Raw genomic sequence first — 26,745 nt, forward strand, 5'->3', positions numbered from 1 at the left:
GGACCTGCCTCCTGCCTCCCTGCCTCCCTGCCTCCCTGCCTCCCTGCCCCGCCCGACCCATGGTACCCGTGCCCTCACCTGCGATCCGGCCGGCCTGACCTTGCTCGCTCCGATCCGAGCGGCACCACGATTTGGCCATTCGGATCGGTCGCGGAAACACCGTTTCGCAGGAAAAACAGCGACTGCCCGGACGGGATTTCCGGCGCTTTTCCGGAACGGGATTTGCCGGTGAACGCGTCCATGTCGGCGGCCGCGATCCCCGCCGCCTTGAGCTCTTCCAGATACGAAACCGTCTCGCTGGGCAGCGGTCGCCCACGCTGCAAATGCTGTTCGTAGCGGTCCGGCCCAGCGTTATAGGCGGCAAACAGGCCGGGAAAGCCGAAGCGGTCATACATGGCGCGCAGATAGGCAGTACCTGCCAGAATGTTATCGCGAGGGTCGTGCGGATCGGCTCCCAGGCCAAGCTCTGCGCGCATCTCCTCGTAGGTGCCGGGCATCACCTGCATGAGGCCAATAGCGCCGGCGTGTGAGGCGATCGGCCGTCCGTCCAGCATTGTCTGCCCCCCGCTTTCGGCATCCATGACGGCATAAATCCAGGGCTGTGGAATGCTGAATCGCCGGCTTGCTTCGGCTATCAAGTGCTGCCATCGTTGGAGCTGCGGACCACGGGAGATGGCGGCCGGCTCAGCGTCGGTCGCGGCGGAACAGGCGCATGGCGCTATCGCGACCATGCCCAGCATCAGGAGGGTTACTCGGTCCATAGCGGCACGAGCCTCCCGGCAATATTTTCGGCCGGCACCGGCCCGAAATAGCGGCTGTCGAAGGAGCGGTTTCTATCGTTGCCGAGCAGGAAAACCTCGGCGGCGGCGAGCTTGCGGCAGGCATTCCACCAAGGCAGCGGACGGTGCTGCGTGTCGGTTGCCAGCCGGCGCGCGACAATCTCGCCGCCGATGATGATGGCGTCGCCGAAGGCGCAGACATGCTCGCCAGGCAGCGCGGCAAGGCGCTTGACCAGCGGCACGTTGCTGGGCAAATAGAAGCGTTCAGCGGCGAGATCGGCGACCGGTTTTGGCGGGCGGACGAGCACCAGATCGCCACGAGCCGGCGATCCGGACGCGAGGCGATAGAGGCCGACCGGCGCACTCGCCGAGCCGTTCCAGACCAGCCAGGGCGATGGGTTGTCGAAAGCGGCGAAGCCGATCAGGCCGAGGCCCATGGTGGCCACGGCAATCGTCTTGCGCGCCCGAATGCGCCGCAGATGGCTGCCGATCAGACGGATAGTGGGACGCCGGCTCATGAGCGGCCTCCCTCACCGGCCGAGCCGGAATCGTGCCCGGCATCCTCGGGCCTGGTCTCCTGCGCGCGTCCCTTCGACCAGTCGTCGAGCTCGTCGATGTGATAGCGGACATAGCGGCCGTGCTTGCGAAATTGCGGGCCGCCGCCTTTGAGCCGCATCTTCTCCAGCGTGCGCTGGGACAGCCCGATATAGAAGGCGGCCTGCGCGGTATTGAGAAACGGACTGCCCTTCTTCGCGCGGGCCGCGCGTTCGTTTTCGTCGTCCATGATGGTCCTCGTTTCGTTACGGACAAGCGAAGGCGAGGATCGGCGAGCGAGATCGTTTTGGGGACGGGCGAAGAGTGGGGGGCGAGTTTTCGCCGCCCCTTCTTGAGAAGAGCCCCGCGCCGGTTGCGGCGCGAGGCTCGAGGCAGGCGGTTCAGTCGACCGGGTTCCAGATGATGGCGTATGTGTCGTCATCATCCTGGCCGGCGGCGCGGCCGAGATTGGCGTAGAGCTTGCGCGGGCCGAACTCCGGGGCGGCAATCGACAGGCTCACATAGTCCTTGCCGGAGGTCTCGCCGGTGCGGATCCAGCCGGCCCCTACTTCGACCCCTTGCGTCAGCACCCGGAAGTCGGGATGGGTGTCGGCGCTCTTTGCCTGATTGGGCACGATGTCGATGTCGGCGCGCACGCTGAGCGTCTTGAGCTGGCCCTTGTAGCCGCCGTTTTCCTGTTTGGTGACGTATCCGATCGCGGTCATTTTCAGTCTCCTTTTGGTGCTCGCCGGGGACCATTCCCCTGCGATGGCGGACCGTGATGGGCGCGTCCGGACCGCGGAACCGGGACGGCCGCAGCGATAGCGGAGGACCCGAGCGGACAGCTTTTTTGAAGCGAAGCGGCGCGAGGAAGCCGCCGCAGGCGGCGGGGAAAAAAGCTGCTGGCGAGGGTTTCGGGCGGGCCGGATCCGCCCATAGGTCGTCAAGCCAGCCGCAGGGGAATGGTCCCTGAGACACATGGAGGCAGGTGGCGCGATCGGCGGCACAACGAGCAGGCGGCATTACAGGGCGCCGGCTGCGCGGGCTCTGTCGGCAACCCGATCGGACAATTGGCCCCATGCGCCTGGCGCCTCAGCAAGCAACCCGGCGCGGTGCAGGGCTGCCGAAACGGGCGCGAATTGGCGTCGGGATTTCTCGCGCGCGGCACTGGCTCGACAAGACGCCCAATCGGCAGCCGGCGCGACCCGGAGCGGCGCGCGCGACCTGAGCGGCGGTAATCGAGAGAACCGCCGCTCGGGCCCTGATCGATTATTCGCGGACGAACAGCGGCTGTACATGTGTCCACTGATCGGCGGTGCGGAAGCCGCCGCGGCTGGTGTAGCTTTCGGCCGGGAATTTCATCCAGCGCGGCAGCCAGCTCTCGACCTTCTGGCGGCCATTCTCGCCCGCCAGGAAGTCGCGGATTATCTTCTTTTGCGTCTTGACCTTCTCGGCGACATTGCCGTCCGCGACCAGCTTGCCGCCGACCTCGGCGAGCATCGAATTGGCGATTTCCTTATCGCGCAAGAGGTCGAAGAAGGCATCGTCCGGTTCCCACCATGCGCCCATATCCACGTTCAGATGGTTGCCGAGCGCCTCGATGACGGCGCTGCCGGCTGCAAGCGTCTCGGCCATGACAAGGGTGAGAACGCGCATGACATCGTCGTCGCACAGCGCCAAGAGGCGGGCGAACACGCCGGCGATAGCAAAGGCGTCGCCATTGCTGCCGGCCACCACTCCATCCTCATCCGGTGATCCGACCAGGGCCAACACCTCGCGCCGCTTTTTGCCGAATGCAGCTTCAGCCTTGCAGCCGGCAAGGCTGGCAGTCACCGTCTCGTTGACTGCGCGCTGTGGCTCACGGCGCACCTGCCACAGGCCGGAACCGGTGATGGCGTGCGCCACCACGAGGCGCAGCGCCACGGCGGGATGGTCGAGCATGGCCGCACGCACGGCAGCATGGCGATGCAGATCGAGATAGTTCTGCATCGGGCCGGTGAGTTCGGGGCGCGGCGGCTTGGCGGCTGTTTCTTCTTGCTCGCCGCCCTCGCGGGCGCGGCGGGCTTCCTTGCGTGACAGCCAGCCCTCGTGACACTCGACCTCGCCGCGATGCGAGACAGTGATGACGACCTTGCCGCCCCTCTTCTTCGGGGTCTTCTCGTGGTCCCATGGGTGGAAATATTGGCCCGGTTCCAGCAGCACCACCTCGCTCCAGCCCTCGTTGAGATATGTGTCGCGTCTGGTGGCAATCGCTTCGTTCTGCTTTTGCCAGAACAGGTCGGCATCGGCGAAATAGCTGTCCTCGCCGAACAGGTCCGAGGTGATCAGGCCGGGATATTCGTCGATGGCAAACAGCGCCACCTTGGTGGAAATCGACTGGCCGCCGAACAGCCATTGCTTCAATTGAAAGCCACGCGGCGCGTATTGATCGGGATCGGCAGACAGAGCCAGCCAGTCCTTCTGCTGCGCCTTGGACGCCATGGTGAGATGGCGCACCGTCTCGGTATCGATCTCCTCGCGCCGGTAGGCTTCGCGGATTTTGGGCAAGAGGTCGCCAAGCGCCAGAATGCGTTTGACCTTCAGGTCAGTGATGCCGAAGGTCGCAGCGATATCGGGAACGGTGCGGCCTTGCCTGACGAGCCGCGAAAACGTCTCCCATTGCGAGACTTCGTCAGGATCGAGGCGGGCGAGGTTTTCGATCAGCGAAGCTTCCAGCGCATCGGCGTCATCACCGTCCTCCATGATGGCGCAGGGCAAGGGATCGCCTTCGCCGCGCTCGTCGGCAAGCGATTTCGCGGCGAAATAGCGCCGCCTGCCGGCAACGATCTCGAAGGTTTCCGGCTGGCCGTTGGGCCGCACAAGGAGAGGCACCAGCACGCCGCGCGCACGCACTGACGGCAGGATGTCGGATATGTCGGGCGCGCGTTTTCCATGGCGCATGTTGAGCGCGGAAATATTGAGCTGATCCAAGGGGATGTGGGCAAGCTGCATGGTTACTCTCTTTCGCTTTGGTTGAGGTTGTCCCGCCGCAGAGGCCGAAGGCCGGCGCGGCGGGACGGTTTTTGCGCCTATCGGCGCTGCTGTTCCGCCGTGTCGGGCGGAAGCTCGGAATGGGGCTTTGAAAGGGCGTCTGCTGCCTGCCGCAGAAGTCGCTCGGCCTCGGTGATGTGGCCGCAAATGCGGGCGGCTTCGGCATAGACGGAGAGCGGAAAGCGCGCCTGGAAATGCAGGTCGCGCTCGATGCCGAGGCCAAGCGGACCTTTTACGGATGCAAGCTCGGCCAGACTGACGCTGCCGAGTTCGGGGAAGCCGAAGCCGAGATCGCAAAGGCCGAACAGCGTGTCGCCATCGGCGCCGAGTTCGCTCAGAAGCCACGTGGCGGCACCTGTGGGATTAAACAGTTTCACAACGGGAAAATGGTCGATGTCGGCGTCGGCAGTACCATTGGCGAGCAGTCGTGCGCGCAATGGATCGGTGATCAGGATCATGGAAAGACTCCTTGTCAGAACAGGTCGAGTTGATTTCTGCTGGCTTCATCGAAGAGGCCGATATCGAGCGGCTTTTGCGCCGCGCGCGGACACATCGGCGCGTCCATCAGGAGGGTGAGCCGATCGCGCGTGGTGATCGGCCGGACACCGGGAATGAGCATCTGCTCGCCTTGCGGCGTCGGCTCGCTCGCGGTCAGTTGAGGATCGCGCATCGTCATGCCGCAATCCCTTCCTGCGCCTCGCCTTCGGCATCGGCCTGAAGGCCAAGCAGGAAATCGGCGGCCTTGGAGGCAAGACTGGCGGCACGGAAGATGGCGCGATTGTCCTCGCGCAGCACCTTTAGCCATGAGCCGATGTAATCGGCATGACGCACGGTCGGCTCGATACCGAGATTGCTGCAGACGAAGGCGGCAGTGATTTCGGCGACCAATTCTTCACGCGCGTAAGCCTTGGAGCCGAACGAGCCGGAGAGGTCGCGAGCAAGCCGCGTCCGGTGGCCGGTCCAGTGGCCAAGCTCGTGAAAGCAGGTCCGGTAATAGTCGATCTGGTGATGGAACGCCGGCTGCGGCGGCACCTGAATGTGGTCGCTGCCCGGCATGTAGAAAGCGCGATCGCCGCCGACCCTGAAATCCGCACCGCTGGCGCGAATGAGCGTCTCGGCCTGCGGCACGATCTCGCACTGAGGCAGCGGCTCGGCGGCGGCGTAGAGGTCTTCCGGAAGATTATCGCACTGCGCGACATTGAAGACGGTGAAGCGCTTCAAAAAAGGCACGGCCTGTGGTTCATCGCCCTCGTGGCGTGCGCGCTCCTTCTCGTCCTTGGGGACAAAGCGGTCGGCATGCACGATGGTCGTGCCGCGCTCGCCCTTCCTGACGTTGCCGCCAAGGACGAGCGCCTGCCGGAAGGTGAGCCAGTTCTGGCTGGGATAGCTGCGCTCGATGACCGCGCCCCACAGGATGAGGATATTGATGCCGGAATAGGTGCGCCCAGAGGATGCATTCCTCGGCAGGCCAAGGCCTGCCTTTGCGCTGCCCCATGGCTTGACCCATGGCACGGTGCCGCGCTCCAGCTCGGCAATGATGCGGTCCGTGATCTCCTGATAAAGGCTGGCGCTGGGGCGCCCGCCCTTGCCTGCGCCAGCCTCTGTGCTGGCGGAACGCTTGCTGTTTGCATGCATCGTCTCATCCTCCGCTCGCCAATCGCCGCGCCTTTCCCCGGAAGCGGGGTGGGCGGCGAGTCGCGACCGGAAAGGCCCGCCGTGGGAGGCGGACCGCATCCGAAGGACCGGAACGAAGAGGAGGACCCTGAGCGGCACGCGAAGGGTTGCGGGCTGCCGCGGCGGGCCTAGAAGGGGGTGCCGCCCACCCCGCGCCACCGGGAAAGGCCAACAGACAAACCGCGCCGCCCGCAAGGGCGGCGGCCGTCACAGCCCGAAGGGCTGCCCACGCGAAGGGGCGAAGCCGAATGGCCGAGACCGCCTGAGCTTGCCGAAGAAAAGCGGGCTCGGTTCACGAGCACCTGGTGCGCGTCGTCAGGCGCGCGGGCGCCCGCCAGGACGGCAGGCTGGACAGATTTTTCGAACGGATCGCGATAAATACTTCAAATGAATGCTGCACCGAAAACATGTGCGATGCAGCATTTTCGCAAGCATTTACCACGGACGCTCAGACCCGAGACTTCCGCCACCCAGCCTTGCGCGCGGCTTCCTCCGAACAAAACCAGCGCTCGCCTTTCAACAGGTTGATGCGCGTCTCCCAGTAATATTCCTGTCCGGGAACATGATAGATGCGCTCGCCCGTGTTGTAGCTGATATTGGCTTTGATGTTGCAGCCGACAGCGGCAGGGCCGATTTCGAAGGCAAGAAAGCCAGCCAGGATTGTTCCACCAGCAACGATCTTTGCCCACAACGGAACGTCCTTCGAACGATGGCGCTCGCCATACCTGCGACGGTTGTACCGATTGTCTTGATAGCGATGGTTGCCCACGCCCCTTCTCCCCGAAGAGAGAATGCGACGTTTGCAGCCTGGAGTCTATAAGTCTGGTCTAATTCACCGGCCCTGTTCCGAACCATTGAATGAACGGCGCATCCTTACCCGTGATATCCTTCACCGTCTTTAACAGCGCGTCATGGGTGCGTTGGAGAGCCCGGTAATGGTCGCTGCTAGGTGATAGAAGCGGCTGGACGATGCTCTTGTGCAGCCGTTCCGCCTCCGCCAGAAAGCGCTCGATTTCAGCCTGTGAAAGCTGCCTGGAAAGTTTGGTCCTAGCCATTGCGATCTCCGTTGAGGAATCGCCCCACCTAGGATTATCATCCTATATCGGCATGGCCTGGTAAAGACCCACCCGCAGCGGAATGGCAGCTTGCCGAAGAAAAGCGCGCTCGGTTCACGGCACCGGCGCGAGCCGTTAGGCGCGCGGGCGCCCGCTAGGACCGCAGGCTGGACAGAATCTCGCACGGATCAGCGTCAAGCGCCGCAGTTAAGTCGAGAAACTCGATGACGTCGAGACGACGCTCTCCACCCTCGTACTTGGCCACGAAGGATTGGGGACGATCAAGCTTCTCGGCCACCTGCGCCTGAGTCAGGCCTTTGGCCTTGCGCAGGGAAACCAGCTGGGCCAGAAACCGCTGGTGGCGGGGCGATCGAAGAGACTTGGGCATGTAGGCGAACCGGTCGGGTAAAGACCGGATCAGCGACTAATCCCGGTTTCGGATTATCCCATTTTGGGATATGCTGCGGGCGCTCAACAGGCGAGGTTCGCAGGCATGAATCGATCAATGGGAACAGATGAGACTCGAAACTCAACTCTGTGCGACGAAGTCCCCTGGTCGGAGAACCTCACGAGCTACGACAGGGAGCATTTCACGATCTACCTGCGGATCCTGGATGCCTGCGCCGACAATGCCAGCGAAGAGGAGATGGCCGATCTCATTCTCGGCATCGACCCGGCCCTTGAACCGGTCCGCGCCCGCAAGGCTCTTCGCAGCCATATCGACCGGGCGAACTGGATGGTGACGACCGGCTACAAGGAACTGTTCGCCGGCTGACGCACAGCACGGATTGTCATGCTCTTCAAACAAGGAAGTTCAGATACCCGTCACTCATGAGCGCACGGCCGCGAGAGACGGCGCGGCGGGAGCGGTCACAACTGGTTCGCGTGCTGTTTGACTGCCATTTCCAGTGCTTGGCTCAGAGGCACAGCCTTGGAGAACAGGAAGCCTTGAGCGGTTCGGCAGCCAAGCTTGTGCAGGGTTTGCCGATCCGCCTCTGTTTCGACGCCCTCGGCCATGACCTCGATCCCGAGCATGTTACCGAGATCGATGACCGATTTGACAAGCAGTCGGTCCTCTCGGGACTTGGCCAAGCCGCGAATGAAGCCCTGGTCTATTTTGACCTTGCGTATCCGACTGTCCTTGAGCGATGCCAACGTAGAAAAGCCGGTGCCGAAGTCATCGAGCGCGATGGAAATGCCGGCATGTGAAAGCCGTCCGAGCTTTTCATCCACTCTGTCCGGGTCCACCGGGGATTCTTCGGTAATCTCGATTTCGAACATCGTTGCAGGGAGGCCTTTTGCCGCCAGACCATCCAAAACCATGTCGTCGATATCGCCGGCTTCCAGTTCGCGCGGCGAAACATTCATCGCCACACGGAAATCACGACAGTCAGCTTTCACCAAGCCGTCGATAAAAGCACAACAGTCGGCGAATACGGTTTGCGTCAGCAGCTGAAGCATTCCGGTTTCGCGTGCAGCTGTGATGATTTCGGGTGGAGAGATGGCACCATGAATCGGATGGGACCACCTCAGCAAGGCTTCAAAACCGACCACGGCCTCGGTGTCGAGTTTCACGATCGGCTGGAACCAAGGTTGCAAGCTTCTCGTCTTTATCGCCGAATGAAGGTCCCGTTCGACGGACTGGCGGCGTTGCAGTTCCCTGTCGAGTTCGGCATCGAACAGGCAAAATTCGTTCCTGCCACGACGCTTGGCCGTATAAAGGGCGATGTCCGCCCGCAACAACATTTCGGTCAGGCCCGGGCTTTCCGCCAGGTATATTCCTATCGATGCCCCGACACGGACGGACGCGACCTCGATATAGGGTCGGGCAATTTTGGCTATGATATTGGAGGCGAGATCACTGGCAGAAAGCGAAACCCTCGTTGAGGGAAAAAACAGCACGAATTCGTCGCCGCCGATACGAGCGAGCGTTGAGCCTTCCGGTGCTTCCTCCTCTATGCGGCGGGCGATCCTGACAAGCAGTTCATCACCGGTCCTGTGACCGTAGGTATCGTTGACGGATTTGAACCCGTCCAGATCAACCAGCATTGCCACGAAGGGGCCATCCGCGGTCTCGAAACGTCCGATTGCGTCTTCGAGGCCACGCCTGTTGAGAAGGGCCGTCAGGTGGTCCTGCCTGGAACTGGCCTTCATCTCCGCCGCAAGCCGCTCGGCCTCATGCCTCAGGCGGCTCGCTTCGCGGAACCGTGCTTGCCCAACAAACGAAGCTCGAACCAAGCCGCCCATGAAGAGCAGAACGGTAAAAGCCAGAATGTAGTCTTCAAAATTGCCTTTCGCCAAAAGGCAAGCCACCGTGATGAGGAGCGGAGGTGTGATGAAGTTGGTCGCCGCCGCGGCATACGAACTGCCGTATGTAACCGCACCAGCTGAAATGCCCGCCAGAATGACCAGATGCAGAGGTGCTTGAGGTGTCGTGTATCCAACAGTCAGGACGGCCAGGAAGGACCAGGCAAACCCTGCCAGAAGAGCAAGGATGCCAAACCAGCGAAGCCGCGGCAAAACCCCCACTAATCCGTCATGGCGCCCCGTTTCCTTTAGCTGATAACGCGCGAGTGCAAGGCGGGCGGCATTTATCGCATTGACGACCAGGAACCAGATTGCAGCTGCAAAGCCGCTGCCAGAAAGGGCGTGCACCGCCCAAATCAGGCCTGACAGGATAGCGCTTATCGGCATCGACACGAAGAGGCCGGCCCTCAGGTCAGCAAGCTGATCCTGACGGATTTTGGCCTCCAGCGTGTCTTCATTCTTCGGGGCCATGGACGGACCAGCTTGCTCCCATCGTTGTTCGCGAGGACAAGCCTACGCAGGCCCACTGAAGGACGGGTTAACTATCCAGCGGGGATAACCAGTGTGCTCACCATGTCTTCGGGGCGCACGTCTGCCTCTTGGCCTTGCCGTCTGATCATCGAGCTCTTGCCCGCACGCGTGCCTTGATCCGAACCATCCCAGGATCGGCAACGTCACCATGGAAGCAGCCTTACGAACGGCTCAAACGCGCCCGGCGAGACAAAAGGAAGCCGGGCCGAGATAGCGTTCCAGAGCGGCAGCGCTGCCTGCGATTCACCGCCTGAGCATGGCCGAAATGCCATGGCGGATAAAGGGAAGATATTGGGCAAAGCGAAGCCCTGCATGTCTTGCAAGCCGTGCCGCCGGGTGCTCGCCTGAGTAGAGAGCGACAAGTGCATTCGTAGCATGATAGAGCGGTGCCGCCGACAGACGCAGCCGGCTTTCGTATCTGCCGAGCATGTCGGGATCAGCAATGTCGCGGCGCTCGCGACATGCCGCCAGGATTCCATCGGCGAGTTGCTTCTGGCCGCTGAGGCCGATGTTGAAGCCATGCGCGGTCACCGGGTGCATGCCGAGGGCAGCATCGCCGATCAGTGCCGCACTCGGAGCCCAGAACTTGTGCGCCCAGGTCGTGACCAGCGGATAGGCATGGCGGGTGCTTGCCAAGGTCATCTCTCCGAGGCGTCCTCGACAACGGTTCGTCAATTCCATCAGGAACAAATCGTCGTCGAGAGCAAGCAGTCTGTCGGCCTCGTTTGAGCGCAACGTGAGAAGCAGCGACGACACGCCTTCCATGAGCGGCAACATCGCTATCGTCTGATGGTGATCGAACCATTCGACCGCGATCTGGTGATGGGCGCGCTCGTGCCTCACCCGGCAAATCAGCATGGAGTTGCCAAGCCGATTGATGTCGGCCCCAATGCCGAGCAGGTCGCGCGTCGCGGACAGACGCGAATCCGCTGCAACGAGCAGCCGAGCGGCCAATTGCCTGCCATCACAGAGCCTTATGACTGCTTCTTTGTGGCTGGTTGTTGCATTGACGACCGAGTGGCCGCACAGCAGCTGGGCATGACCCTGGAAGTGGACAATCTTGAACAGGGCGTCGCGGATCCGACAATTTGGGACCAGAATTCCGAGTGGTTCCCCAGATCCGCTGGGAGAATCGAAGCTCAGGGCGAAAGGGCTCGATCCGTTGAGCACGCGCGCGCCTTGTAGCGGTGATTTGTCCGAAGCGGGGATGGCATCCCAGGCGCCGAGCTCGCGAAGGATTCCAACCGATGCGTGGGTCAGCGCGATCTCGCGACCGTCGAAAGCCGGATTCGCCAGGCTTTCGAGCGACTGCCGTTCAACCACTGCCACCTTGAGTCGGCTCTGGGCAAGCGACGCGGCGAAGGAAAGTCCGACCGGCCCGGCTCCGACGACAATAACGTCGAATCTATCGACAGAGCCGGCCATCAGCGTGCCGCCATTGCGTCGGCTATCTGCGACGAAGGGCACTGGAACGCATCGCAATCGATCCACGGTTTGCGGCTCATCTCCCCAAGCGTCTCCACGCGACCTAACCGTCGGTTAGACATCCGTTCTCCGTTCAAAAATGCTCAATAAACCATGCCGATGAAGAGATAACCCTGATGTGGATCAACCAGGCTCGATAAACGCGGCAACGGCGGGTTCACGGTCGACTGGTCGATCGCCACGCCATGGTCTGGTCAGGTCATCATGGAATGGCCGGCTTCCCGTACGGTGCGGCCCTTTCCTGGCCGAAAGTTCGGCAACGTATTCTGGCTGATCCGTTCGCACCCGTCGCGCGCCGAAATCGGCATGACGCGAAGCAACCGCGGAAAATATTCGAGCGAGTCCTCGCAGGGCAGGCTGGGTCAACTGCGTGGCTCGTCGCGGTCGATCAGGATCCGCTCGGCGGCGCCATCGAGATCTTCATATTGGCCGCTCCTCAAGGCCCACAGGAACCCCGCCAGCCCAAGCGCTCCGAGGAACAGGGCCACAGGTATGAGGTAGGCGAGCGTCGTCATGAGGATTGTGCCAGTGCGCCAATGTCCGAGCGCCTGTCATGTCGGGCATCTTGCACCGATGCATTTGACACGAAACCTTGCAGGCGTAGCGCATTGCCGATGACCAGGAGGGACGAGGCGGACATCGCGACCGCCGCGATCAGTGGCGTAACGTGCCCCAGAATGGCGACCGGCACGGCGATGCCATTGTAAACGAATGCGATCGCGATGTTCTGCCGGATCAGCAGTCCGGCCTTCCGCGAAATGTCTAAAGCAAGTGGGACCGCCAGAAGACTTTTACGCAGGAACACGAAATCCGCGGCGTTGCGACCGATATCCGCCGCCGTGGCCGGAGCGATCGAAACGTGTGCGGCGCCCAACGCAGGCGTGTCGTTGAGCCCATCGCCGACCATCAGCACCTTGTGGCCAGTTCGCGTCAATGCTTCGATGTGTTCGACCTTCCCGGAGGGAAGCAACGCGGGAACGAAGCGCTCGACGCCCAGTGCTTCCGCGACTTCGCCGCAGGCAGCTTCTGTGTCGCCCGACAGCATCTCCACCGACACGCCGGCGCCGTTCAGTTGCTCGATGGCCGCCTTGGCATCGGCACGCAGCTCATCCTCGAAATCGAAAGTCGCGACAATGACCCCGTCCTTCGTCAGAACGGTTCCGCCATAGCCTTGTTTGCCTTCGCCGACGGTGCGGGCTTTCCACTCACGCCATCCGCGGCGACCCAGCCGCCAGGTACTGCCCTCGGCGATGGCTTCGATGCCGAAGCCCGGATGCTCGCTGACGGACGCGAGTTTCGGCTGGCCGGCAAAGGCTGCATTGCCAGCGATTGCCTTCGAAAAGGGATGGCGGGAATGCGCTGCCATCTCGGCCGCCATGGCGAGCATCGTCGGATCGATGGACGGCGCATTGATCAGCCTGGGCAGTCCGAGCGTAAGCGTGCCGGTTTTGTCGAACAATGCCGTGTCGATCCCCGCCAGGCGCTCCATGGCGGAGCCGTCCCTGACCATGACGCCGCTTTCAAACAGCCGCCGCGCAGCGACCACCTGCACGATCGGCACGGCGAGACCGAGCGCGCACGGGCATGTGATGATCAAAACGGCGATGGCGATGGTTATTGCCCGGTGCCAGTCGCCGGTCGCCGCCATCCAGCCGAGGAACGTCACAAAGGCGGTGAGGTGGACCACGGGGGCATAGAGCGCGGAGACGCGATCGGCGATCCTGCGATGGCGGGAGCGGCCGCCCTCTGCCGCTTCCATCAGCCGAACCATTTCGGCCAGGAAGGAATCCTTCGCGGCGGCCGTCGCCTCGATGGTCAGCGGACCGGTGAGATTGAGTGTACCGGCCTGGACCTGCGCCCCCGGGCCCACCGTTCTGGGCGTGCTTTCCCCGGAAACCAGGGAACAGTCGAGATCCGACGCCCCGCCAATGATCCTGCCGTCGATGGGCATCCTCTCGCCGGCCGCGATCAAGAGCTCCATTCCTGGTTCGATCTCGCCAACCGGCAAGTAGTCGCGCGAACTATCCTCGCGCAGCACCATGGCGCCGCGCGCCGCTAGCCGAGCCAGTCCGTTTACGGCCGTCCGTGCCCGTTCCCGCATCACGTGATCCAGCGTGCGGCCGATCAGCAGAAAGAACAGCAGCGACACCGACGCGTCGAAATAAGCATGGTCGCCATGGTTGATCGTCTCGTAGAGGCTCATCGCGTAAGCGAGCGATACCCCGACCGCGATCGGCACGTCCATGTTCATGCGGCTGTGGCGCAGCGCATTCCAGGCCGAGCGAAAATAGATGCCGCCGGCAAAAGCGAGCACAGGAATGGCAATCAAGGCCGAGACCCAATGGAACAGGTCGCGGGTCGCGCCTTGCGCGCCGGACCAGACGGAGACTGATAGCAGCATGATGTTGCCCGCCGCAAAGCCGGCGACCGCGACGGCGCGGATCAGTTCCGAGAGCGTCTTGTCCTTCCCATCAGCCTCGGGATCGAACAGGTGCGCGCCATAGCCCAGCCGTCCAAGTGTGGCGACGAATGGCGGAACCTCCTCGCCGCGCCACCGGACCGAAACACGTTTCGTCGAAAGATTGACACGAGCGCCTTCGACGCGATCCAGCTTGCCGATCGCCGTCTCGATCGTCTGGATGCAGGCGGCACAATGCACAGCCGGCACCGAGAGGTCGGTCTGGCGAAGATTTTCGCCAATCGAGCGGCTCGCCAGTCTGATTTCCTGGCCAGAAGGCAGGACCAGTGTGACCTTTTCCAGGTCCAATGCCATTTCGGCGCCTGGCGCGCAGCAGCTCATTGCAGCGCCCCGTGGGAAATCATGATCCGGCGAACGTCGCGATAGGGTTCCGCAAGGCTCGCATCGGCGTCGATTTCGACGATCCAGACGCCATCCGTGGGCATGTGGTGCGCGGCGAATATCTGACCGGAGGCAGCGGCAAGAGTGACGGATTTGTCCTCGGCCTCGTAGGCGGGATGACGAAACAGCACCTTGACGCCATGCAAGGCAACCGGCTTGCCGACAGCATCGGTGAGGCTGTAGCGGACCTCACCGCCTGCGATGGTCAGTTTGCCAGTCCAGCCGAGGGCTGCCTGAGCTCGCCCCTCCTCGGCCTTCTTGTTGAACTGCTGGCTCGCCACATAGGTGTTTTCGACGACAAGGCCGGTCCAGCTCGTGTTGGCGAGCGTCGCCATCGTCAGATTGACCGCTATGACCACGCCGAAGAAGCCAAGGATGGTGAACAGCATATGCCTGCCGGTGAATTCGCGAGATTGTCGCGAGGTGTCGCTCATCTGGCGCTCTCCGGTGCGTTGAAAGTGGCCGTGTATTCGTCCGACTCGAACGGTGCCTTGTTTTCGACCCGGAACTTGAAGCTTTGCGCTGCACCCCGAACCTGATCTGCCGGCTGACGCACGAAAACCTTGAGCATCTTGAGCCGGTCGGGTTCGACCGGGATGGCGAAGGAGCGATCCGCCGGCAGGTCGATGCCGACAACGCTCATTTCGGCTCCATGCAGGCCCTGCATCGTGACAATGATCGTTCTTGGTTCGGGGATCATGTTGAGCAGCTTGACGGTGTAGCCGTTGCGGATCGAACCGTCGGACAGCGTCACGAACTGCGGGTTGCGATCGTGCAGGACATTCAATTCGAGCCGTTCGCGGGTCAGCAGCGAATAGAGCAGCGCGAGACCGACCGCCGACCAGGCGCCCATGTAGATGAAGGTGCGCGGGCGAAAGATCTTGCGGATATGGAAACGGGCCACCTTGTCGGAGAACAGGCCGTCAGCGCTCCTGACCAGTGACGGGTTGACTGAACCGGAGCCGCCCGGGGTCGCCAGCATCATGTTGACGTTGTAGTCGGCCAGCGTCGCATAGGAAATCAGTCCGCGCTCCCTGCCGAGCTTGTCCATGATACCGTCACAGGTATCGATGCAGAGCGCGCAGGTGATGCATTCAAGCTGCTGGCCATCACGAATGTCTATCCCCATCGGGCACACCGCGACACAGGCATTGCAGTCGACGCAGTCGCCGACGGGCTGCCCGGCGGCAAGGACCCTCTTGGCGTGACGCGAGCGCGGTTCGCCGCGCCAGTCATTATAGGTGACGGTGAGGGAATTCTCGTCGAGCATGGCCGCCTGGATGCGCGGCCATGGGCACATGTAGGTGCAGACCTGCTCGCGCATCAGCCCGCCGAACGTATAGGTCGTCGCTGTGAGCACAGCGACGGTGATGTAGGCGACAGGCGCTGCCATGCCGGTGAAGAGTTCGACGAGCAAGGTCGGCGCATCGGCGAAATAGAAGATCCAGGCGCCGCCGGTCGCTGCACCTATGATCAGCCAGATGGCGTGTTTCGATATTCTCAGCGCGAGCTTGCGGGCGGTCCAAGGCCCGGCATCGAGCTTCATGCGCGCGTTGCGGTCGCCCTCGATAGCTCGCTCGACGACCAGGAACAGATCGACCCACACGGTCTGCGGACACGTATAGCCGCACCAGGCACGACCGACAGTCGACGTAACCAGGAAAAGACCGACGCCGGCCATGACCAGCAGGCCGGCCACATAGTAGAATTCCTGCGGCCATATCTCGATGAGGAAGAAATAGAAGCGGCGGTTGGCAAGATCGACCAGCACGGCCTGGTCCGGGGCAAATGGCCCGCGATCCCACCGCAGCCAAGGTGTCAGGTAGTAGATCCCCAGCGTGTTTGCCATCACCGACCACTTGAAGCGGCGGAAACTGCCAGAGGCCCGGTTCGGGAAGATCTTCTTGCGTGCGGCATAGAGCGGCTGACGGGTCTTGGCGGAGTTGACCGCATCGGCTTCGAGCCGTTCTATTTGCGTGTTATCGAGCACGAGAAGCTCCAGTCACCAGCGACCCATCGGTTTCTGGATGATGCCGAGGCCCGGCTCGCGCCGGGCCTCGTCGCTTGGCGGTGGGGGGGAGGACGAGAATAGGCTGCGTACCTATTCTCCGCCACCAAGCGAATGGACATAGACCGCAAGTTCCTTGGCCTTGATCTCGCCGAGACGCCCGATCCAGGCCGGCATGACGCCGTGCTTCGGCGCGCGGACCTGCGCGGCGATGGCTGTTTCGCCAGACCCGTATAGCCAGATCGCGTCGGTCAGGTCGGGTGCGCCGAGCTCCCTGTTGCCCTTTGCATTCTCACCATGACAGGCCGCACAATTCTCGGCGAAAACATTGGCGCCGAGTTCGATCAGGCTTGTGTCCTGAACAGGGTCGGAGAGGCTTGCGACATAGGCGCCGACCTGCTTGATCTGATCCGTCGTGATGATGTCGCCAAAAGCAGGCATTTCCGACAGGCGCGTATCCGGGTCTGATGCGAAGCGGATGCCGTGCGCAATCGTCTGCTGGATCTGTTCGGCGTTGCCGCCCCACAGCCAATCGTCGTCGTTTAGGTTGGGAAAACCCTTGGACCCTTGAGCGCCCGAGCCATGGCACTGCACGCAATTGACCTTGAACGCGGCGCCACCTGCGGCGACGGCGAATTCGCGTAGCGTATCGTCGGCAGTAATCTCGGAGACGGTCTTCGCCTGAATGGCAGCGACAAATTTACCCTTGGCCACTTCGGCCGCGGCCAGTTCATTCTTGACGTCTCTGCGGCTCGAATACCCCAGCACACCCCTGGTCGCGGAAGTCAGCATCGGCCATGCCGGATAGACGACGGTGTAGCCGATCACCCAGGCAATGGTGATGTAGAAGGTGATGACCCACCAGCGGGGAAGCGGGTTGTTGAGTTCCTTGATGCCGTCCCACTCATGGCCGGTCGTCGAGATACCCGAAACCTCGTCGATATGCTCGCTGCCCATGATCAGTCGTCCTTGAGAGGAATGTGAGCGGCTCTCTCGGCTTGCCTGCGGCTGCCGGGACGAAGTGCAAAGGCAACGCATCCGAGGAAGAAAAGCGCCATGGCAAGCAGGCCCCAGCTGTCGGCAAACTCCCGCATGAAATTGTAGGTCATCGCCATTCTCCTCAGCGGTAACCGGCGGCTTCGTCATAGGTCCTGAAATCGACCAGCGTGCCGAGCATCTGCAAATAGGCGACCAGCGCATCCATTTCGGTGACCTGCTGCGGATCGCCGTCGAAGTCCCCAACCTTGGCTTTCGGATAGCGTCTCTCCAGGCCCGATGTGTCGGCATTCGCATCGGCCTGCGCCATGAGATCGGCATTGGCATGAGCGATCATGTCGTCTGAATAGGACACACCGACACGGCTGTTGGCGATCAGATGCGTCGAGAAATCCTTCACCTCGATGGGCATGTCCTTCAGGAACGCGTAGCTCGGCATGATCGATTCCGGCACCACCGAACGCGGCTCGGTGAGATGCTGGACGTGCCATCCGTTCGAGTAGCGGTCGCCGACCCGGGTGAGATCCGGCCCGGTGCGCTTCGAGCCCCACTGGAACGGGTGGTCGTACATCGACTCGGCCGCCAGGCTATAGTGGCCGTAGCGCTCGACTTCGTCGCGGAATGGCCTGATCATCTGGCTGTGGCAGAGGTAGCAGCCCTCGCGCACATAGATGTTGCGCCCGGCGAGCTCTAGCGGCGAATAGGGCCGCATGCCTTCGACCTTTTCGATGGTGTTGTCGAGATAGAAGAGCGGTGCGATCTCGACGATGCCGCCGACCGTTACGACCAGCAGGGACCCGAGGAGAAGCAGTGTGGCGTTCTTCTCGATGACCGCGTGTCTGTCCATCAGGCCCATTTTCTGGCTCCTGATCGCACAGGCTGGAGGGCGGGGATGGAGCGCGGCATCGGATCCTCCTCGCGCCGGTAGCCGAGGATGGTCAGGGCGATGTTCCAGGCCATGATGAGGGCGCCCGACAGATACATCGCGCCGCCGATGGCACGCATGATGTAGTAGGGATGCATGGCGGCGACGGTTTCGGCGAAGGAGTAGACCAGGAAGCCCTGCTCGTTGTATTCGCGCCACATCAGGCCCTGCATGACGCCGGACACCCACATCACCGCGGCGTAAACGACGATCCCAAGCGTCGCCAGCCAGAAGTGCCAGTTGACGAGCCGCAGCGAATAAAGCCGGTCGCGATTCCATAACTTCGGGACCATGAAATAAATCGCGCCGAACGAGATCATGCCAACCCATCCGAGCGCGCCCGAATGGACGTGACCGATGGTCCAGTCGGTGTAGTGCGAGAGCGAGTTGACGGCCTTGATTGACATCATCGGGCCTTCGAAGGTCGACATCCCGTAGAAGGCGATGGCCATCACCATCATACGGATGATCGGGTCGGTGCGCAGCTTGTCCCAGGCGCCCGAGAGCGTCATCAGGCCGTTTATCATGCCGCCCCACGAGGGCATCCAGAGCATGATCGAGAACACCATGCCGAGCGTCTGGGCCCAGTCCGGCAGGGCGGTGTAGTGGAGGTGGTGCGGACCGGCCCAGATGTAGAGAAAGATGATCGCCCAGAAGTGGATGATCGACAGCCGGTAGGAATAGACCGGTCGGTTGGCTTGCTTGGGCACGAAATAATACATCATCCCGAGGAAGCCGGCGGTGAGGAAAAAGCCGACGGCATTGTGGCCGTACCACCATTGCGTCAGGGCGTCCTGTACGCCGGAGAAGGCTGAATAGCTCTTGGAGCCCAGGAAGGAGACCGGCATCGACAGGTTGTTGATCACATGCAGCATTGCGATGGTCACGATGAAGGCAAGGTAGAACCAGTTGGCGACATAGATGTGCGGTTCCTCGCGCTTTAGGATCGTGCCGAGGAACAGGATGAGATAGGCGACCCAGACAATGGTCAGCCACAGGTCCACATACCATTCGGGCTCGGCGTATTCGCGGCTCTCGGTGATACCGAGCAGGTAGCCGGTGGCCGCCATGACGATGAACAGCTGATAGCCCCAAAACACGAACCAGGCGAGATCGCCGCCGAACAGCCTGGCACGACAGGTCCGCTGCACGACATAAAGTGACGTGCAGATGAGTGCATTGCCGCCGAAGGCAAAAACCACGCCGGAAGTATGCAAAGGCCGCAGTCGGCCGAAATTGAACCAGGGCTGGATGTTGAGATCGGGGTAGGCGAGCTGCAGGGCGATGACCACGCCGACCAGCATGCCGACGACGCCCCAGAATACGGTGGCGATGGCACCGTAGCGGATCGGCCCATCCATGTAAGCGGCGGGGTCGATCGGAACTGCCGGCTTGAACTCCGTGTTGCGCAACAGAATCGCAGTGAAGCCAGCCACGGCGAAGAACAAAACCCACATATGCCGGCGAAAAGGTTCATCTACGCCGAAGCCGGCAGCCACCAGGGCCGCAAACGCAAACAGGCTTAGAAGGACGATCTCTGTGCCGAATTTCATCGCAAGCCCCGATTTCCAATTCCGGCGGGCGCCAACCGCAGTGCCTTATTGCGCAGCCGTGGCCTGCTCGCCCTGATCCATGTCAGAGCCGCACGATTTTGCTTCGAGCAGCATCGAGTTCGGTGCGATCAGACTGTGGCGATCGAATGTGGAAGCGCGGCACCGGCCGCCACGCTTACGGACAGGCCCCGCGTCCCCGGTCGGGCCGGGTATGGAGGCGATCGCGGGCGTGTGGGGAAGCGCGCCTTCTGTGACGCTGGAAAGTAGGCCGATGCCTTGCCGAACGTCGATCGTTTCAATGCCTTGGGACATCCAGCGCCAGCGTTGCGCTGCCTTCGTGACATTCATGGTTCGGGGAGACGGCGATTTTCCCCTGCGTATGAGGCGTATTGACTTCGGCCGAGTGCAATCCTGCCTGGAACAGCCGGTTGCACGTCGAGCACCTCGAGGATGGATGCTTCGCCGACGAGTTGGCCGAAACACACCTGGCTCAGGCGATCGGATGGAGAGCGGGCTGTCGCTATGCGGCTTCTTCTAAGCCCAACGCGAGCATGCCCTGCCCCGAACGAAATAAGTGACGTAGGCCATGCAGCTTCGATGTCATTCAAAAGGCGGTTGCGCCTCGGCCGCCGCAGCGCCGTTCCAGCCGGCTCATGCTGTCCACGGTGACACGGCGGTTGTTCTCGATCCGAATCACGCCGTCCATTCTCAGGCTGGTCAGCTGACGGCTCACGGTCTCGTTTGTAATTCCAAGGAAATCAGAGATGTCGGCACGCGTCATCGGCAGCTCGAAGCACGCCGACCTAGCCGCCGGGTCAACACTGGAATCGATGTTCCGGGCGATCATGAGGAGAAAGCTCGCCACCTTCTCCGGTGCGGTCTTGCGCCCCAGAGTCACCATCCATTCGCGTGCCTCGTCGAGTTCGTTCAGCGCCTGCTTGAACAGGCGATGCACAAATTCCGGTGATTCCTTCATCAACCGTTCGATGGCCGCTCTCGGAAACGAGCATAGCGAGACAGCTGTTGCCGCTTCCGCATTGATCGCGCTTTTCATCTTGAAGGGCCGTCCCAGAAAATCCGGCGCGAACTGGAGACCGACGATCTGCTGGCGGCCGTCCGAAAGGCTCTTCGTCAGCTTCACCACGCCTGAAAGCACGTTTGAATAACAGTCGACCGCCTCGGCGTCGCCGATCAGTTCGACCCCCGGCTCGATATTGTGCCGCGACGACGTCTTGGCGAGCTGAGCCAAATGGTCTGGTTCGAGCGCACCACAGACACCGCGGTGCCGTGCCTCGCAAGACAGGCAAAGAACGGGAATGCCGGAACTGTGAATGTCCTGCCGTAATGTCATTCGATCGCTCTACTTGTCCAGTGCGGGCAGGATAGCAATCGACGGTAGAAAAATCCTTGCGGCAGTTTGTCCGTGCTGAACGCTGATCGAAATCAGGGCTTAGGCTCATCCAAGCATCCACAGTTCCGGCGACGCAAACACGGTGGACCACGACATGCGACTGGAGCTAGCTGCCAGACTTGGCGAGAACGTCCCGCGCTATACCAGTTATCCGACCGCGCCGCATTTCCATGCGGGGGTCGATGCCGTCGTTTACCGAGGCTGGTTGGAGGCGCTCGAAGGTGGTGACGAGATATCGCTTTACCTGCATATTCCCTATTGCGACAGGCTCTGCTGGTTCTGCGCGTGCCATACCAAACAGACGCGCCACTACGAACCAGTGACCACATATCTCCGTTCACTGCATGCCGAGATCGCCACCGTCTCCAGTCTTGTCACCGGCAAGGGCCGAGTTCGCGCGGTTCATTTCGGCGGCGGTTCGCCGACGATGCTCAAACCGGAAGATATCGTGGCGCTGGGAACCGTCCTGCGCAACAGCTTCACGTTTCTCCCCGGTGCAAAGATCAGCGTTGAGATCGAACCCAACGATATGGACGATGCCCGCCTCGATGCACTTGCCGAAATCGGCATGACAAGGGCGAGCCTCGGCGTCCAGGATTTCGACCCGAAGGTGCAGAAAGCGATCAACCGCGAGCAGACCTTTCTGCAGACCAAGACGGTTGTTGATGGCGTTCGTTCGCGCGGCGTCGAATCCGTCAATCTCGATCTGCTCTACGGCCTGCCGCATCAGACCAGGGAGAGCGTCGCCTCCACGGTTGCACAGGCACTGACCCTGGAACCGGATCGGATCGCGCTTTTTGGCTACGCCCATGTGCCGTGGTTCAAGAAACATCAGACGATGATCGACAAGGCCTGGTTGCCGGGTCCGGCGGAGCGGTTTGCCCAATCGCAATTGGCAGCGCGGGCGATCATGGACCAGGGATACGAAGCAATCGGGCTCGATCATTTCGCCAAGCCCGGCGATGCGCTGGCGCTTGCGGCCCGCGCCGGGACTTTGCACCGGAACTTCCAAGGCTACACCGAGGACTGCTACGAGACATTGATCGGCCTCGGCCCATCGTCCATCAGCCAGTTTCGCCAGGGCTATGCACAGAATATGCCTTCGACCGCCGAGTATGGACGCATGGTTGCTCATGGCGGGCTGGCCGCTGTTCGGGGTATCGCGCTTTCTGACGACGACCGTGTTCGCGGCTGGATCATCGAGCGATTGATGTGTGACTTCGCCTTCTCGGCGATTGAGCTGGTGGAGCGCTTTGGCGAAGCCGGCCAAAGACTTCTCGTCCGAGCGAGTTCCACGGCCCTCCAAGATCCTGCGCGGTTGCTTGAACTTGATGGTGACCGCTTCGTCGTGCCTGCGGAAAGCCGGCCCTTTGTCAGGAGCATCGCGGCAAAGTTCGACAAATATTTCGAAAGTGGAACGGCCAGGCACTCAGCGGCAGTCTGAGCACCGCAGAGGAACGGTCATGGTTCTCAGTCGATCGTGAACCGATTGCGCTACATTTTTCACTGTTGATCGGCGACCGTCGTGTCGAGACAGGATTCGGAGCGGACCAGACGCGTCTTGGTATAGCGACGATATCGTCCGGTCGTGCCTTCCGGCGCCGTATTCCATTTCGCAGTCCCTGAAGCGCCACGTCGAGTCCGGCCTCTTTTCTGTATCGGAAGCAGTCGACAATCGTCCTGGCCAGATCATGGTTGTCGGCCGACAGCTCCCTTCGGCCTTGCAACAAGAATCCGCAAGGACCCTGCCAGCTGCAGCAGGCGCCGCCGCATCGCACCACCACACTATCCACCCGTGGCTCGCGCTAACCTTTGATTGGTTCGCGCCAAGCCGACGCCCGTCGAAACCGAGCCTCGGCAACATTCCGAGTCGTAAGCGGCTGGCCACGCTCCTGGTGCCGGTGGCAGAAAGTCCGCAAGCACCCCGGCAGCGCCGTCAAGCGTGGGACAACCCGTCCACCCGAATATCCGCCGGCGCAGTTTCAGTGAAAAGCGGGCCCAGGCTAGACGGCTCTCTTGTTACCCCAGAGCATAACGTGCAGCTGCGGCAGCACACGGGCTTCGAACCACCTGTCGCGGGTCACGCTATCAACCAGCCACTCCATGCGCTTCAATATTCCGTCAAGGTCGACAGGCGCGTCTTCATTTGCGGGGCGTGGCGGCGTGTGATTGCCGGGTTGCAGATAGATCGGAAGTCGCGGAAATCTCGCAGCGGCGTCTTTCGCGTAGGCGTAGTCCCTTTCGTCGAAAACAATGAGCTTGAGCACGACTTGCGGCCTGCCTTGTGCCGCCTGGAGGCACGCCTCGAAAGCGGCCCAATCGGTCGTCATTTGGCTTGACGGCGGCTTTGGGCTGAGGACTAGCACGTCGAGGTCGGCAAACCAGTCCCTGGCCACCGAACCTTGGGTTTCCAGCGCAAAACGGTAACCTTCACCATGGCCTCGCTCGATGAGCGCGCCGAGCGGCTGGATGGCCGGATTGCCGCCTGACAGCGACACCATCAGCGGGCGGCCACCGGAAAGCGCAAGCACGTTTTGCCACACCGCGCCAATGGACATCATCTCCCATTCATGGCGGAATTGATTGTCCACCGCCTGCAGGCTGTCGCACCAGGAACAGCGATAGTCACACCCGCCGGTTCTGACGAAGACCGTCGGCAAACCGATGAGCACGCCCTCGCCCTGGATCGTCGGCCCGAAAATCTCACTCACGCGGATTGCGGGATGCGTATCGGTCATGGCCGGTATTCCGCCCAGGTTTTCGGCGTTTCGCTCACCCGCACGGCCGAGGTTTCGCGCAGGCGTGCCTTGCACCATTCATAAAAATGTCTGGCCAGATATTCCGCCGTGACTTGCTCATGTCCCAGCACGTCGTTGAGATGTCGGTGGTCGAAGCTCTCGTCGATGTAGCGTTTGAATGGCGCCAAATCGTGATAGTCGCGCACGAAGCCGTTGTCGTTCAGTCCATTCGCTGAAAGCTCCACTTCAACGATGTAGTTATGCCCGTGCAGGCGCGCGCATTGGTGATCGGGTGGCAACGAGGTGAGCTGATGCGAGGCTGAGAAGTGGAATTCCTTGGTGATGCGGAACATTACGCGGTCCTCCTTCGCAGCGCATCGAGCCAGAAGTCGGAGTCCTCGTAGTCGGTGGGGTCCGGCTGCCCAGAGAGATGAAACGCCTCGCGCCGCTCGACGCAGGTCCCGCACCTCCCGCAGTGACGCTCGGCGCCCTTGTAGCAGGACCAGGTCTGCGCAAACGGCGTGCCGTATGCTGCTCCATTCCTAACAATGTCCGCCTTCGTGAGATTCACATAGGGTGCATAAATGCGAATCTCCGCGTAGCCGTCGAGCGCGTGGTCCTGCATCATCTGGAAAGCGTCGATGAAGGCCGGACGGCAGTCGGGATAAATGAAATGATCCCCACCATGCACGGCCGTCGCCACCGCCTCAGCGCCGTGCGCTGCGGCGAAGCCGAAGGCAATGGCCAACATGATGGCGTTCCGGTTCGGCACCACCGTGACCTTCATCGTGTCTTCGGCGTAGTGCCCGTCGGGCACGTCCACATTATCGGTCAGCGCGGAGCCGGAAAGGCCGCCGCCGATCTCGTGGATGTCGATGATGCGGTGCGGGACGCTCAGTCGCTCCGCGCAAAGGGCGGCGAAGCCCAATTCCTTCCTATGCCGTTGGCCGTAGTCGAAAGATAGGAGGCCGGCGAGTTCGTGCTCCGCTGCCACCTTGTGAGCAAGGGTAACGGAGTCCAATCCGCCGGAGCAGACGACGAGAGTCTTCATTTTGGGTCCTTGTTTTAACCGGGTAGGCTGCGACCGGAGATTTCTCTGCGCTCCCAGTACTTCAGGAAATCCATTTTGTGAAGTGAACGGGGGACGAGTTTCATGCGCTGACGTGCCGCTGTGTGCAAGGCGCCCTCGCGGTGAGCCTGCAAGGAACACGGACTAGCGAAACGTCACGCTTCAGCGGAATGCTCAAAGGCGAGCGCACCGGAATATGCTCTGCAGGAGGTCCGGACCTTCGTAAACAAAGTTCTCGACGATCAAGCGCCCGGCGGTCCAGAGCTTCGAGGGACGCCACCGCGAGGGTTTCAGGTACAAGACGGCCCGAAGATGGGCTTGCCGCAAGAGAACGGACTTACCAGTGGGATGTTCAGCGACGCCGATGCAGATGTCTGGAATGATCACGACATCAATTGTCGCGGCAACTTTGGCCTCGGGTTCCGTAGATCCAGCGCATTCCGCTTCAGGATCGGTTCGAACCGGAGCACGCCCTCGGTCAATGGACGACCGGCAAACCCTGAATGATCGGTCGTGAGCCGACATCTGTGAACAAGCGGTGTGGTCGATTGCTATCACCCATGTGTTGCGCGCAGGTACCTTATGGCAGTGGATGAACTGGATTTGATGGTTTTACGGCTGGCGGTCGAAAGCGTCCGCTCGCTCTCCTTAAGCTTCGCTGAAAAGGCCGCCGAGGTAGCCACCAGGAGCCGCGGCATCCTGCTTTTCGACGTGCGGGTCGACGGTCATGCGGGGGTCCAGCGGGTCGCAGCCATCCGATATCAGGGCGACCAGATCGGCGTGCTGGCGTTGGACAGACAGGGCCTTGTTACCCACCATTGCATCGTCAACGGTACGTTCTCACATTTCATTGCGCCCTTGGAGACCTGGCACAGCATGCCCCTGTCGATGCAGGCCAAGATCGATGCCAACGGCCATGCCAGTCTCTTCCTAGGGGCCTTGCGAAATGCCGGACATTTGCTGGGCAGCTAGCATTTGGCCAGAATGCATCTGTGAATTTTTGCATGCGCATCGCTGCCGAACCGCCGGCATGATTGTCGTGCTCGAAAACGGCGGCGGCGATCGCGGCAAAGCGATCGCCGCGATCATGGCGATCAACGCGTGGGCGTTGCATCGATGCGCGATCGTTTGAGACGGAGATCTCCGCCTGGCATCGAGCAACATGCACGGAGGTACGCAAAGCGCAAATGCATCAAGTAGTTGAAGGGACGAGCCCCTCGCGCAAATGGAGCTTGCGCTGCCGTTGTCGTCCCATCGTGCCGCCGAACTCGGGGGCGTGACGATCGACCACGATGGGCCTATTTTTTTGCAAAGCCGAATGTCCCGATTCCGAAGCCAAGGAAAAAACTCCGACCACAGCGAAGAATAGTAACAACACGGGCGACGCAAGCCGCCTTGCGCTCTAGCAGGGGAGGTGCTTGCGGTGCTCTCACCGACACAAGATCGCAAATGGCACGTGGGTGAGCACCAGAACTGGCGACACGCATGGTGATCGGCTTGACTCGCTGGAGGAAGCACAAGGCCTCAGTGGGCGGAGGCGCCAGCGACGGTCGAATACTGACTGGCTGCTCGGGATCTGATCGTTGAAATGACGTAGGATTTGGTTGCTTAAGCCGATCCGAACCATTTCCCGGAGACCACACCCACCATGAACGATCTTGCGCTGCCGCTGAGCGGTTTGTCATCAGTCGGCGGCAAGTCCGTCGTCGCCCGTTTCGACGGCGGCATGCTGTCGTCCAACAGCGGCGTTCTGGCCTTGGCCGAGGTGGAAAAGCGGTTGCGGGTGGCCG

Annotated in this window: 28 protein-coding genes and 1 pseudogene; 4 read left to right on the forward strand and 25 right to left on the reverse strand. The window is 61.6% G+C overall.

What is annotated here, in order from left to right:
• Window positions 1–74 precede the first annotated feature (74 nt).
• The 11 genes from NKH16_RS22490 to NKH16_RS22540 all read right to left on the reverse strand — a co-directional run bounded on the left by NKH16_RS22490 (window position 75) and on the right by NKH16_RS22540 (window position 7,460).
• Window positions 75–761: a lytic transglycosylase domain-containing protein gene (locus NKH16_RS22490; protein ID WP_352901828.1), complete on the reverse strand. Its 687-nt coding sequence runs from the start codon at window positions 759–761 to the stop codon at window positions 75–77.
• Entirely contained in the window at window positions 749–1,297 is a 549-nt protein-coding gene (gene lepB / locus NKH16_RS22495) for a signal peptidase I (protein ID WP_352740739.1), read from the reverse strand. Before lepB ends, NKH16_RS22490 begins: the two co-directional genes overlap by 13 nt.
• Window positions 1,294–1,563: a helix-turn-helix transcriptional regulator gene (locus tag NKH16_RS22500; RefSeq protein WP_023679653.1), complete on the reverse strand. Its 270-nt coding sequence runs from the start codon at window positions 1,561–1,563 to the stop codon at window positions 1,294–1,296. Before NKH16_RS22500 ends, lepB begins: the two co-directional genes overlap by 4 nt.
• 151 nt (window positions 1,564–1,714) lie before the next feature.
• Window positions 1,715–2,038, reverse strand: coding sequence for a DUF736 domain-containing protein (locus NKH16_RS22505; RefSeq protein ID WP_023672372.1), 324 nt, complete (start codon window positions 2,036–2,038; stop codon window positions 1,715–1,717).
• Between the two features lie 544 nt (window positions 2,039–2,582).
• On the reverse strand, window positions 2,583–4,304 hold the full coding sequence (locus NKH16_RS22510; protein WP_352901831.1) for a ParB/RepB/Spo0J family partition protein: 1,722 nt from the start codon (window positions 4,302–4,304) through the stop codon (window positions 2,583–2,585).
• A 77-nt stretch (window positions 4,305–4,381) separates the two neighbouring features.
• Window positions 4,382–4,801: a DUF2958 domain-containing protein gene (locus NKH16_RS22515; protein WP_352901833.1), complete on the reverse strand. Its 420-nt coding sequence runs from the start codon at window positions 4,799–4,801 to the stop codon at window positions 4,382–4,384.
• Window positions 4,802–4,815: 14 nt separating this feature from the next.
• The gene (locus tag NKH16_RS22520; RefSeq protein ID WP_352549568.1) at window positions 4,816–5,019 is read right to left on the reverse strand and encodes a hypothetical protein; all 204 of its coding nucleotides are present in this window, start codon (window positions 5,017–5,019) and stop codon (window positions 4,816–4,818) included.
• A complete protein-coding gene (locus NKH16_RS22525) occupies window positions 5,016–5,978 on the reverse strand; it encodes an ArdC family protein (RefSeq protein ID WP_352901836.1) in 963 nt (320 codons plus the stop codon). The genes NKH16_RS22520 and NKH16_RS22525 overlap by 4 nt, the downstream gene beginning before the upstream one ends.
• A 487-nt stretch (window positions 5,979–6,465) precedes the next feature.
• Window positions 6,466–6,786, reverse strand: a complete 321-nt coding sequence (locus NKH16_RS22530) for a sunset domain-containing protein (protein WP_352529543.1) — start codon at window positions 6,784–6,786, stop codon at window positions 6,466–6,468.
• Window positions 6,787–6,844: 58 nt separating this feature from the next.
• Window positions 6,845–7,072: a hypothetical protein gene (locus NKH16_RS22535; RefSeq protein ID WP_352529541.1), complete on the reverse strand. Its 228-nt coding sequence runs from the start codon at window positions 7,070–7,072 to the stop codon at window positions 6,845–6,847.
• A 154-nt stretch (window positions 7,073–7,226) separates the two neighbouring features.
• On the reverse strand, window positions 7,227–7,460 hold the full coding sequence (locus NKH16_RS22540; protein WP_023679646.1) for a helix-turn-helix domain-containing protein: 234 nt from the start codon (window positions 7,458–7,460) through the stop codon (window positions 7,227–7,229).
• Between the two features lie 117 nt (window positions 7,461–7,577).
• Here NKH16_RS22540 and NKH16_RS22545 point away from each other — a divergent pair, with 117 nt between their 5' ends.
• The gene (locus NKH16_RS22545) at window positions 7,578–7,847 is read left to right on the forward strand and encodes a DNA -binding domain-containing protein (protein WP_023722036.1); all 270 of its coding nucleotides are present in this window, start codon (window positions 7,578–7,580) and stop codon (window positions 7,845–7,847) included.
• A gap of 95 nt (window positions 7,848–7,942) precedes the next feature.
• Here NKH16_RS22545 and NKH16_RS22550 read toward each other — a convergent pair whose 3' ends face one another.
• The 11 genes from NKH16_RS22550 to NKH16_RS22600 form a co-directional block, all read right to left on the reverse strand.
• Window positions 7,943–9,850 carry a putative bifunctional diguanylate cyclase/phosphodiesterase gene (locus NKH16_RS22550; RefSeq protein ID WP_352901839.1) on the reverse strand — a complete coding sequence of 636 codons (1,908 nt, stop codon included), beginning with the start codon at window positions 9,848–9,850 and terminating at the stop codon, window positions 7,943–7,945.
• A 303-nt stretch (window positions 9,851–10,153) separates the two neighbouring features.
• Complete coding sequence (ubiM, locus tag NKH16_RS22555; RefSeq protein ID WP_352901866.1) at window positions 10,154–11,335, reverse strand: 5-demethoxyubiquinol-8 5-hydroxylase UbiM; 1,182 nt, start codon at window positions 11,333–11,335, stop codon at window positions 10,154–10,156.
• Window positions 11,336–11,757: 422 nt separating this feature from the next.
• Entirely contained in the window at window positions 11,758–11,910 is a 153-nt protein-coding gene (ccoS, locus tag NKH16_RS22560) for a cbb3-type cytochrome oxidase assembly protein CcoS (protein ID WP_023679633.1), read from the reverse strand.
• A complete protein-coding gene (locus tag NKH16_RS22565; RefSeq protein ID WP_352901842.1) occupies window positions 11,907–14,195 on the reverse strand; it encodes a cation-translocating P-type ATPase in 2,289 nt (762 codons plus the stop codon). Before NKH16_RS22565 ends, ccoS begins: the two co-directional genes overlap by 4 nt.
• Window positions 14,192–14,689 (reverse strand): FixH family protein, encoded by a 498-nt coding sequence (locus NKH16_RS22570; protein WP_352517892.1) that lies wholly within the window; start codon window positions 14,687–14,689, stop codon window positions 14,192–14,194. The genes NKH16_RS22565 and NKH16_RS22570 overlap by 4 nt, the downstream gene beginning before the upstream one ends.
• Entirely contained in the window at window positions 14,686–16,245 is a 1,560-nt protein-coding gene (gene ccoG / locus NKH16_RS22575) for a cytochrome c oxidase accessory protein CcoG (protein ID WP_352901845.1), read from the reverse strand. Before ccoG ends, NKH16_RS22570 begins: the two co-directional genes overlap by 4 nt.
• A 111-nt stretch (window positions 16,246–16,356) precedes the next feature.
• On the reverse strand, window positions 16,357–17,220 hold the full coding sequence (gene ccoP, locus NKH16_RS22580) for a cytochrome-c oxidase, cbb3-type subunit III (protein WP_352901847.1): 864 nt from the start codon (window positions 17,218–17,220) through the stop codon (window positions 16,357–16,359).
• A gap of 2 nt (window positions 17,221–17,222) precedes the next feature.
• Complete coding sequence (locus tag NKH16_RS22585) at window positions 17,223–17,372, reverse strand: cbb3-type cytochrome c oxidase subunit 3 (RefSeq protein WP_023679629.1); 150 nt, start codon at window positions 17,370–17,372, stop codon at window positions 17,223–17,225.
• Window positions 17,373–17,383: 11 nt separating this feature from the next.
• The gene (gene ccoO, locus NKH16_RS22590) at window positions 17,384–18,115 is read right to left on the reverse strand and encodes a cytochrome-c oxidase, cbb3-type subunit II (protein WP_352901850.1); all 732 of its coding nucleotides are present in this window, start codon (window positions 18,113–18,115) and stop codon (window positions 17,384–17,386) included.
• The gene (gene ccoN / locus NKH16_RS22595) at window positions 18,106–19,737 is read right to left on the reverse strand and encodes a cytochrome-c oxidase, cbb3-type subunit I (protein WP_352901853.1); all 1,632 of its coding nucleotides are present in this window, start codon (window positions 19,735–19,737) and stop codon (window positions 18,106–18,108) included. The genes ccoO and ccoN overlap by 10 nt, the downstream gene beginning before the upstream one ends.
• 604 nt (window positions 19,738–20,341) lie before the next feature.
• Window positions 20,342–21,088 carry a Crp/Fnr family transcriptional regulator gene (locus NKH16_RS22600; protein ID WP_352901855.1) on the reverse strand — a complete coding sequence of 249 codons (747 nt, stop codon included), beginning with the start codon at window positions 21,086–21,088 and terminating at the stop codon, window positions 20,342–20,344.
• A gap of 154 nt (window positions 21,089–21,242) precedes the next feature.
• Here NKH16_RS22600 and hemN point away from each other — a divergent pair, with 154 nt between their 5' ends.
• Entirely contained in the window at window positions 21,243–22,592 is a 1,350-nt protein-coding gene (hemN, locus tag NKH16_RS22605) for an oxygen-independent coproporphyrinogen III oxidase (RefSeq protein ID WP_352901858.1), read from the forward strand.
• 559 nt (window positions 22,593–23,151) lie between these two features.
• Here hemN and queE read toward each other — a convergent pair.
• The 3 genes from queE to queC are packed head-to-tail and all read right to left on the reverse strand — an operon-like array spanning window position 23,152 to window position 24,937.
• The gene (gene queE / locus NKH16_RS22610; RefSeq protein ID WP_352901861.1) at window positions 23,152–23,886 is read right to left on the reverse strand and encodes a 7-carboxy-7-deazaguanine synthase QueE; all 735 of its coding nucleotides are present in this window, start codon (window positions 23,884–23,886) and stop codon (window positions 23,152–23,154) included.
• Entirely contained in the window at window positions 23,883–24,239 is a 357-nt protein-coding gene (gene queD / locus NKH16_RS22615; RefSeq protein WP_023722053.1) for a 6-carboxytetrahydropterin synthase QueD, read from the reverse strand. The genes queE and queD overlap by 4 nt, the downstream gene beginning before the upstream one ends.
• Complete coding sequence (queC, locus tag NKH16_RS22620) at window positions 24,239–24,937, reverse strand: 7-cyano-7-deazaguanine synthase QueC (protein WP_031194962.1); 699 nt, start codon at window positions 24,935–24,937, stop codon at window positions 24,239–24,241. The genes queD and queC overlap by 1 nt, the downstream gene beginning before the upstream one ends.
• A gap of 600 nt (window positions 24,938–25,537) precedes the next feature.
• On the opposite strand from queC, the gene NKH16_RS22625 reads away from it, so the two are divergent.
• Together NKH16_RS22625 and NKH16_RS22630 are read left to right on the forward strand one after the other, a co-directional pair.
• Window positions 25,538–25,927 carry a hypothetical protein gene (locus NKH16_RS22625; protein WP_352453859.1) on the forward strand — a complete coding sequence of 130 codons (390 nt, stop codon included), beginning with the start codon at window positions 25,538–25,540 and terminating at the stop codon, window positions 25,925–25,927.
• Window positions 25,928–26,603: 676 nt separating this feature from the next.
• Window positions 26,604–26,745, forward strand: a pseudogene (locus tag NKH16_RS22630) (IS1380 family transposase); the annotation flags it as partial.

It is taken from the genome of Mesorhizobium sp. M1307, from assembly GCF_040318155.1.
In the GTDB taxonomy this organism is placed as follows: domain Bacteria; phylum Pseudomonadota; class Alphaproteobacteria; order Rhizobiales; family Rhizobiaceae; genus Mesorhizobium.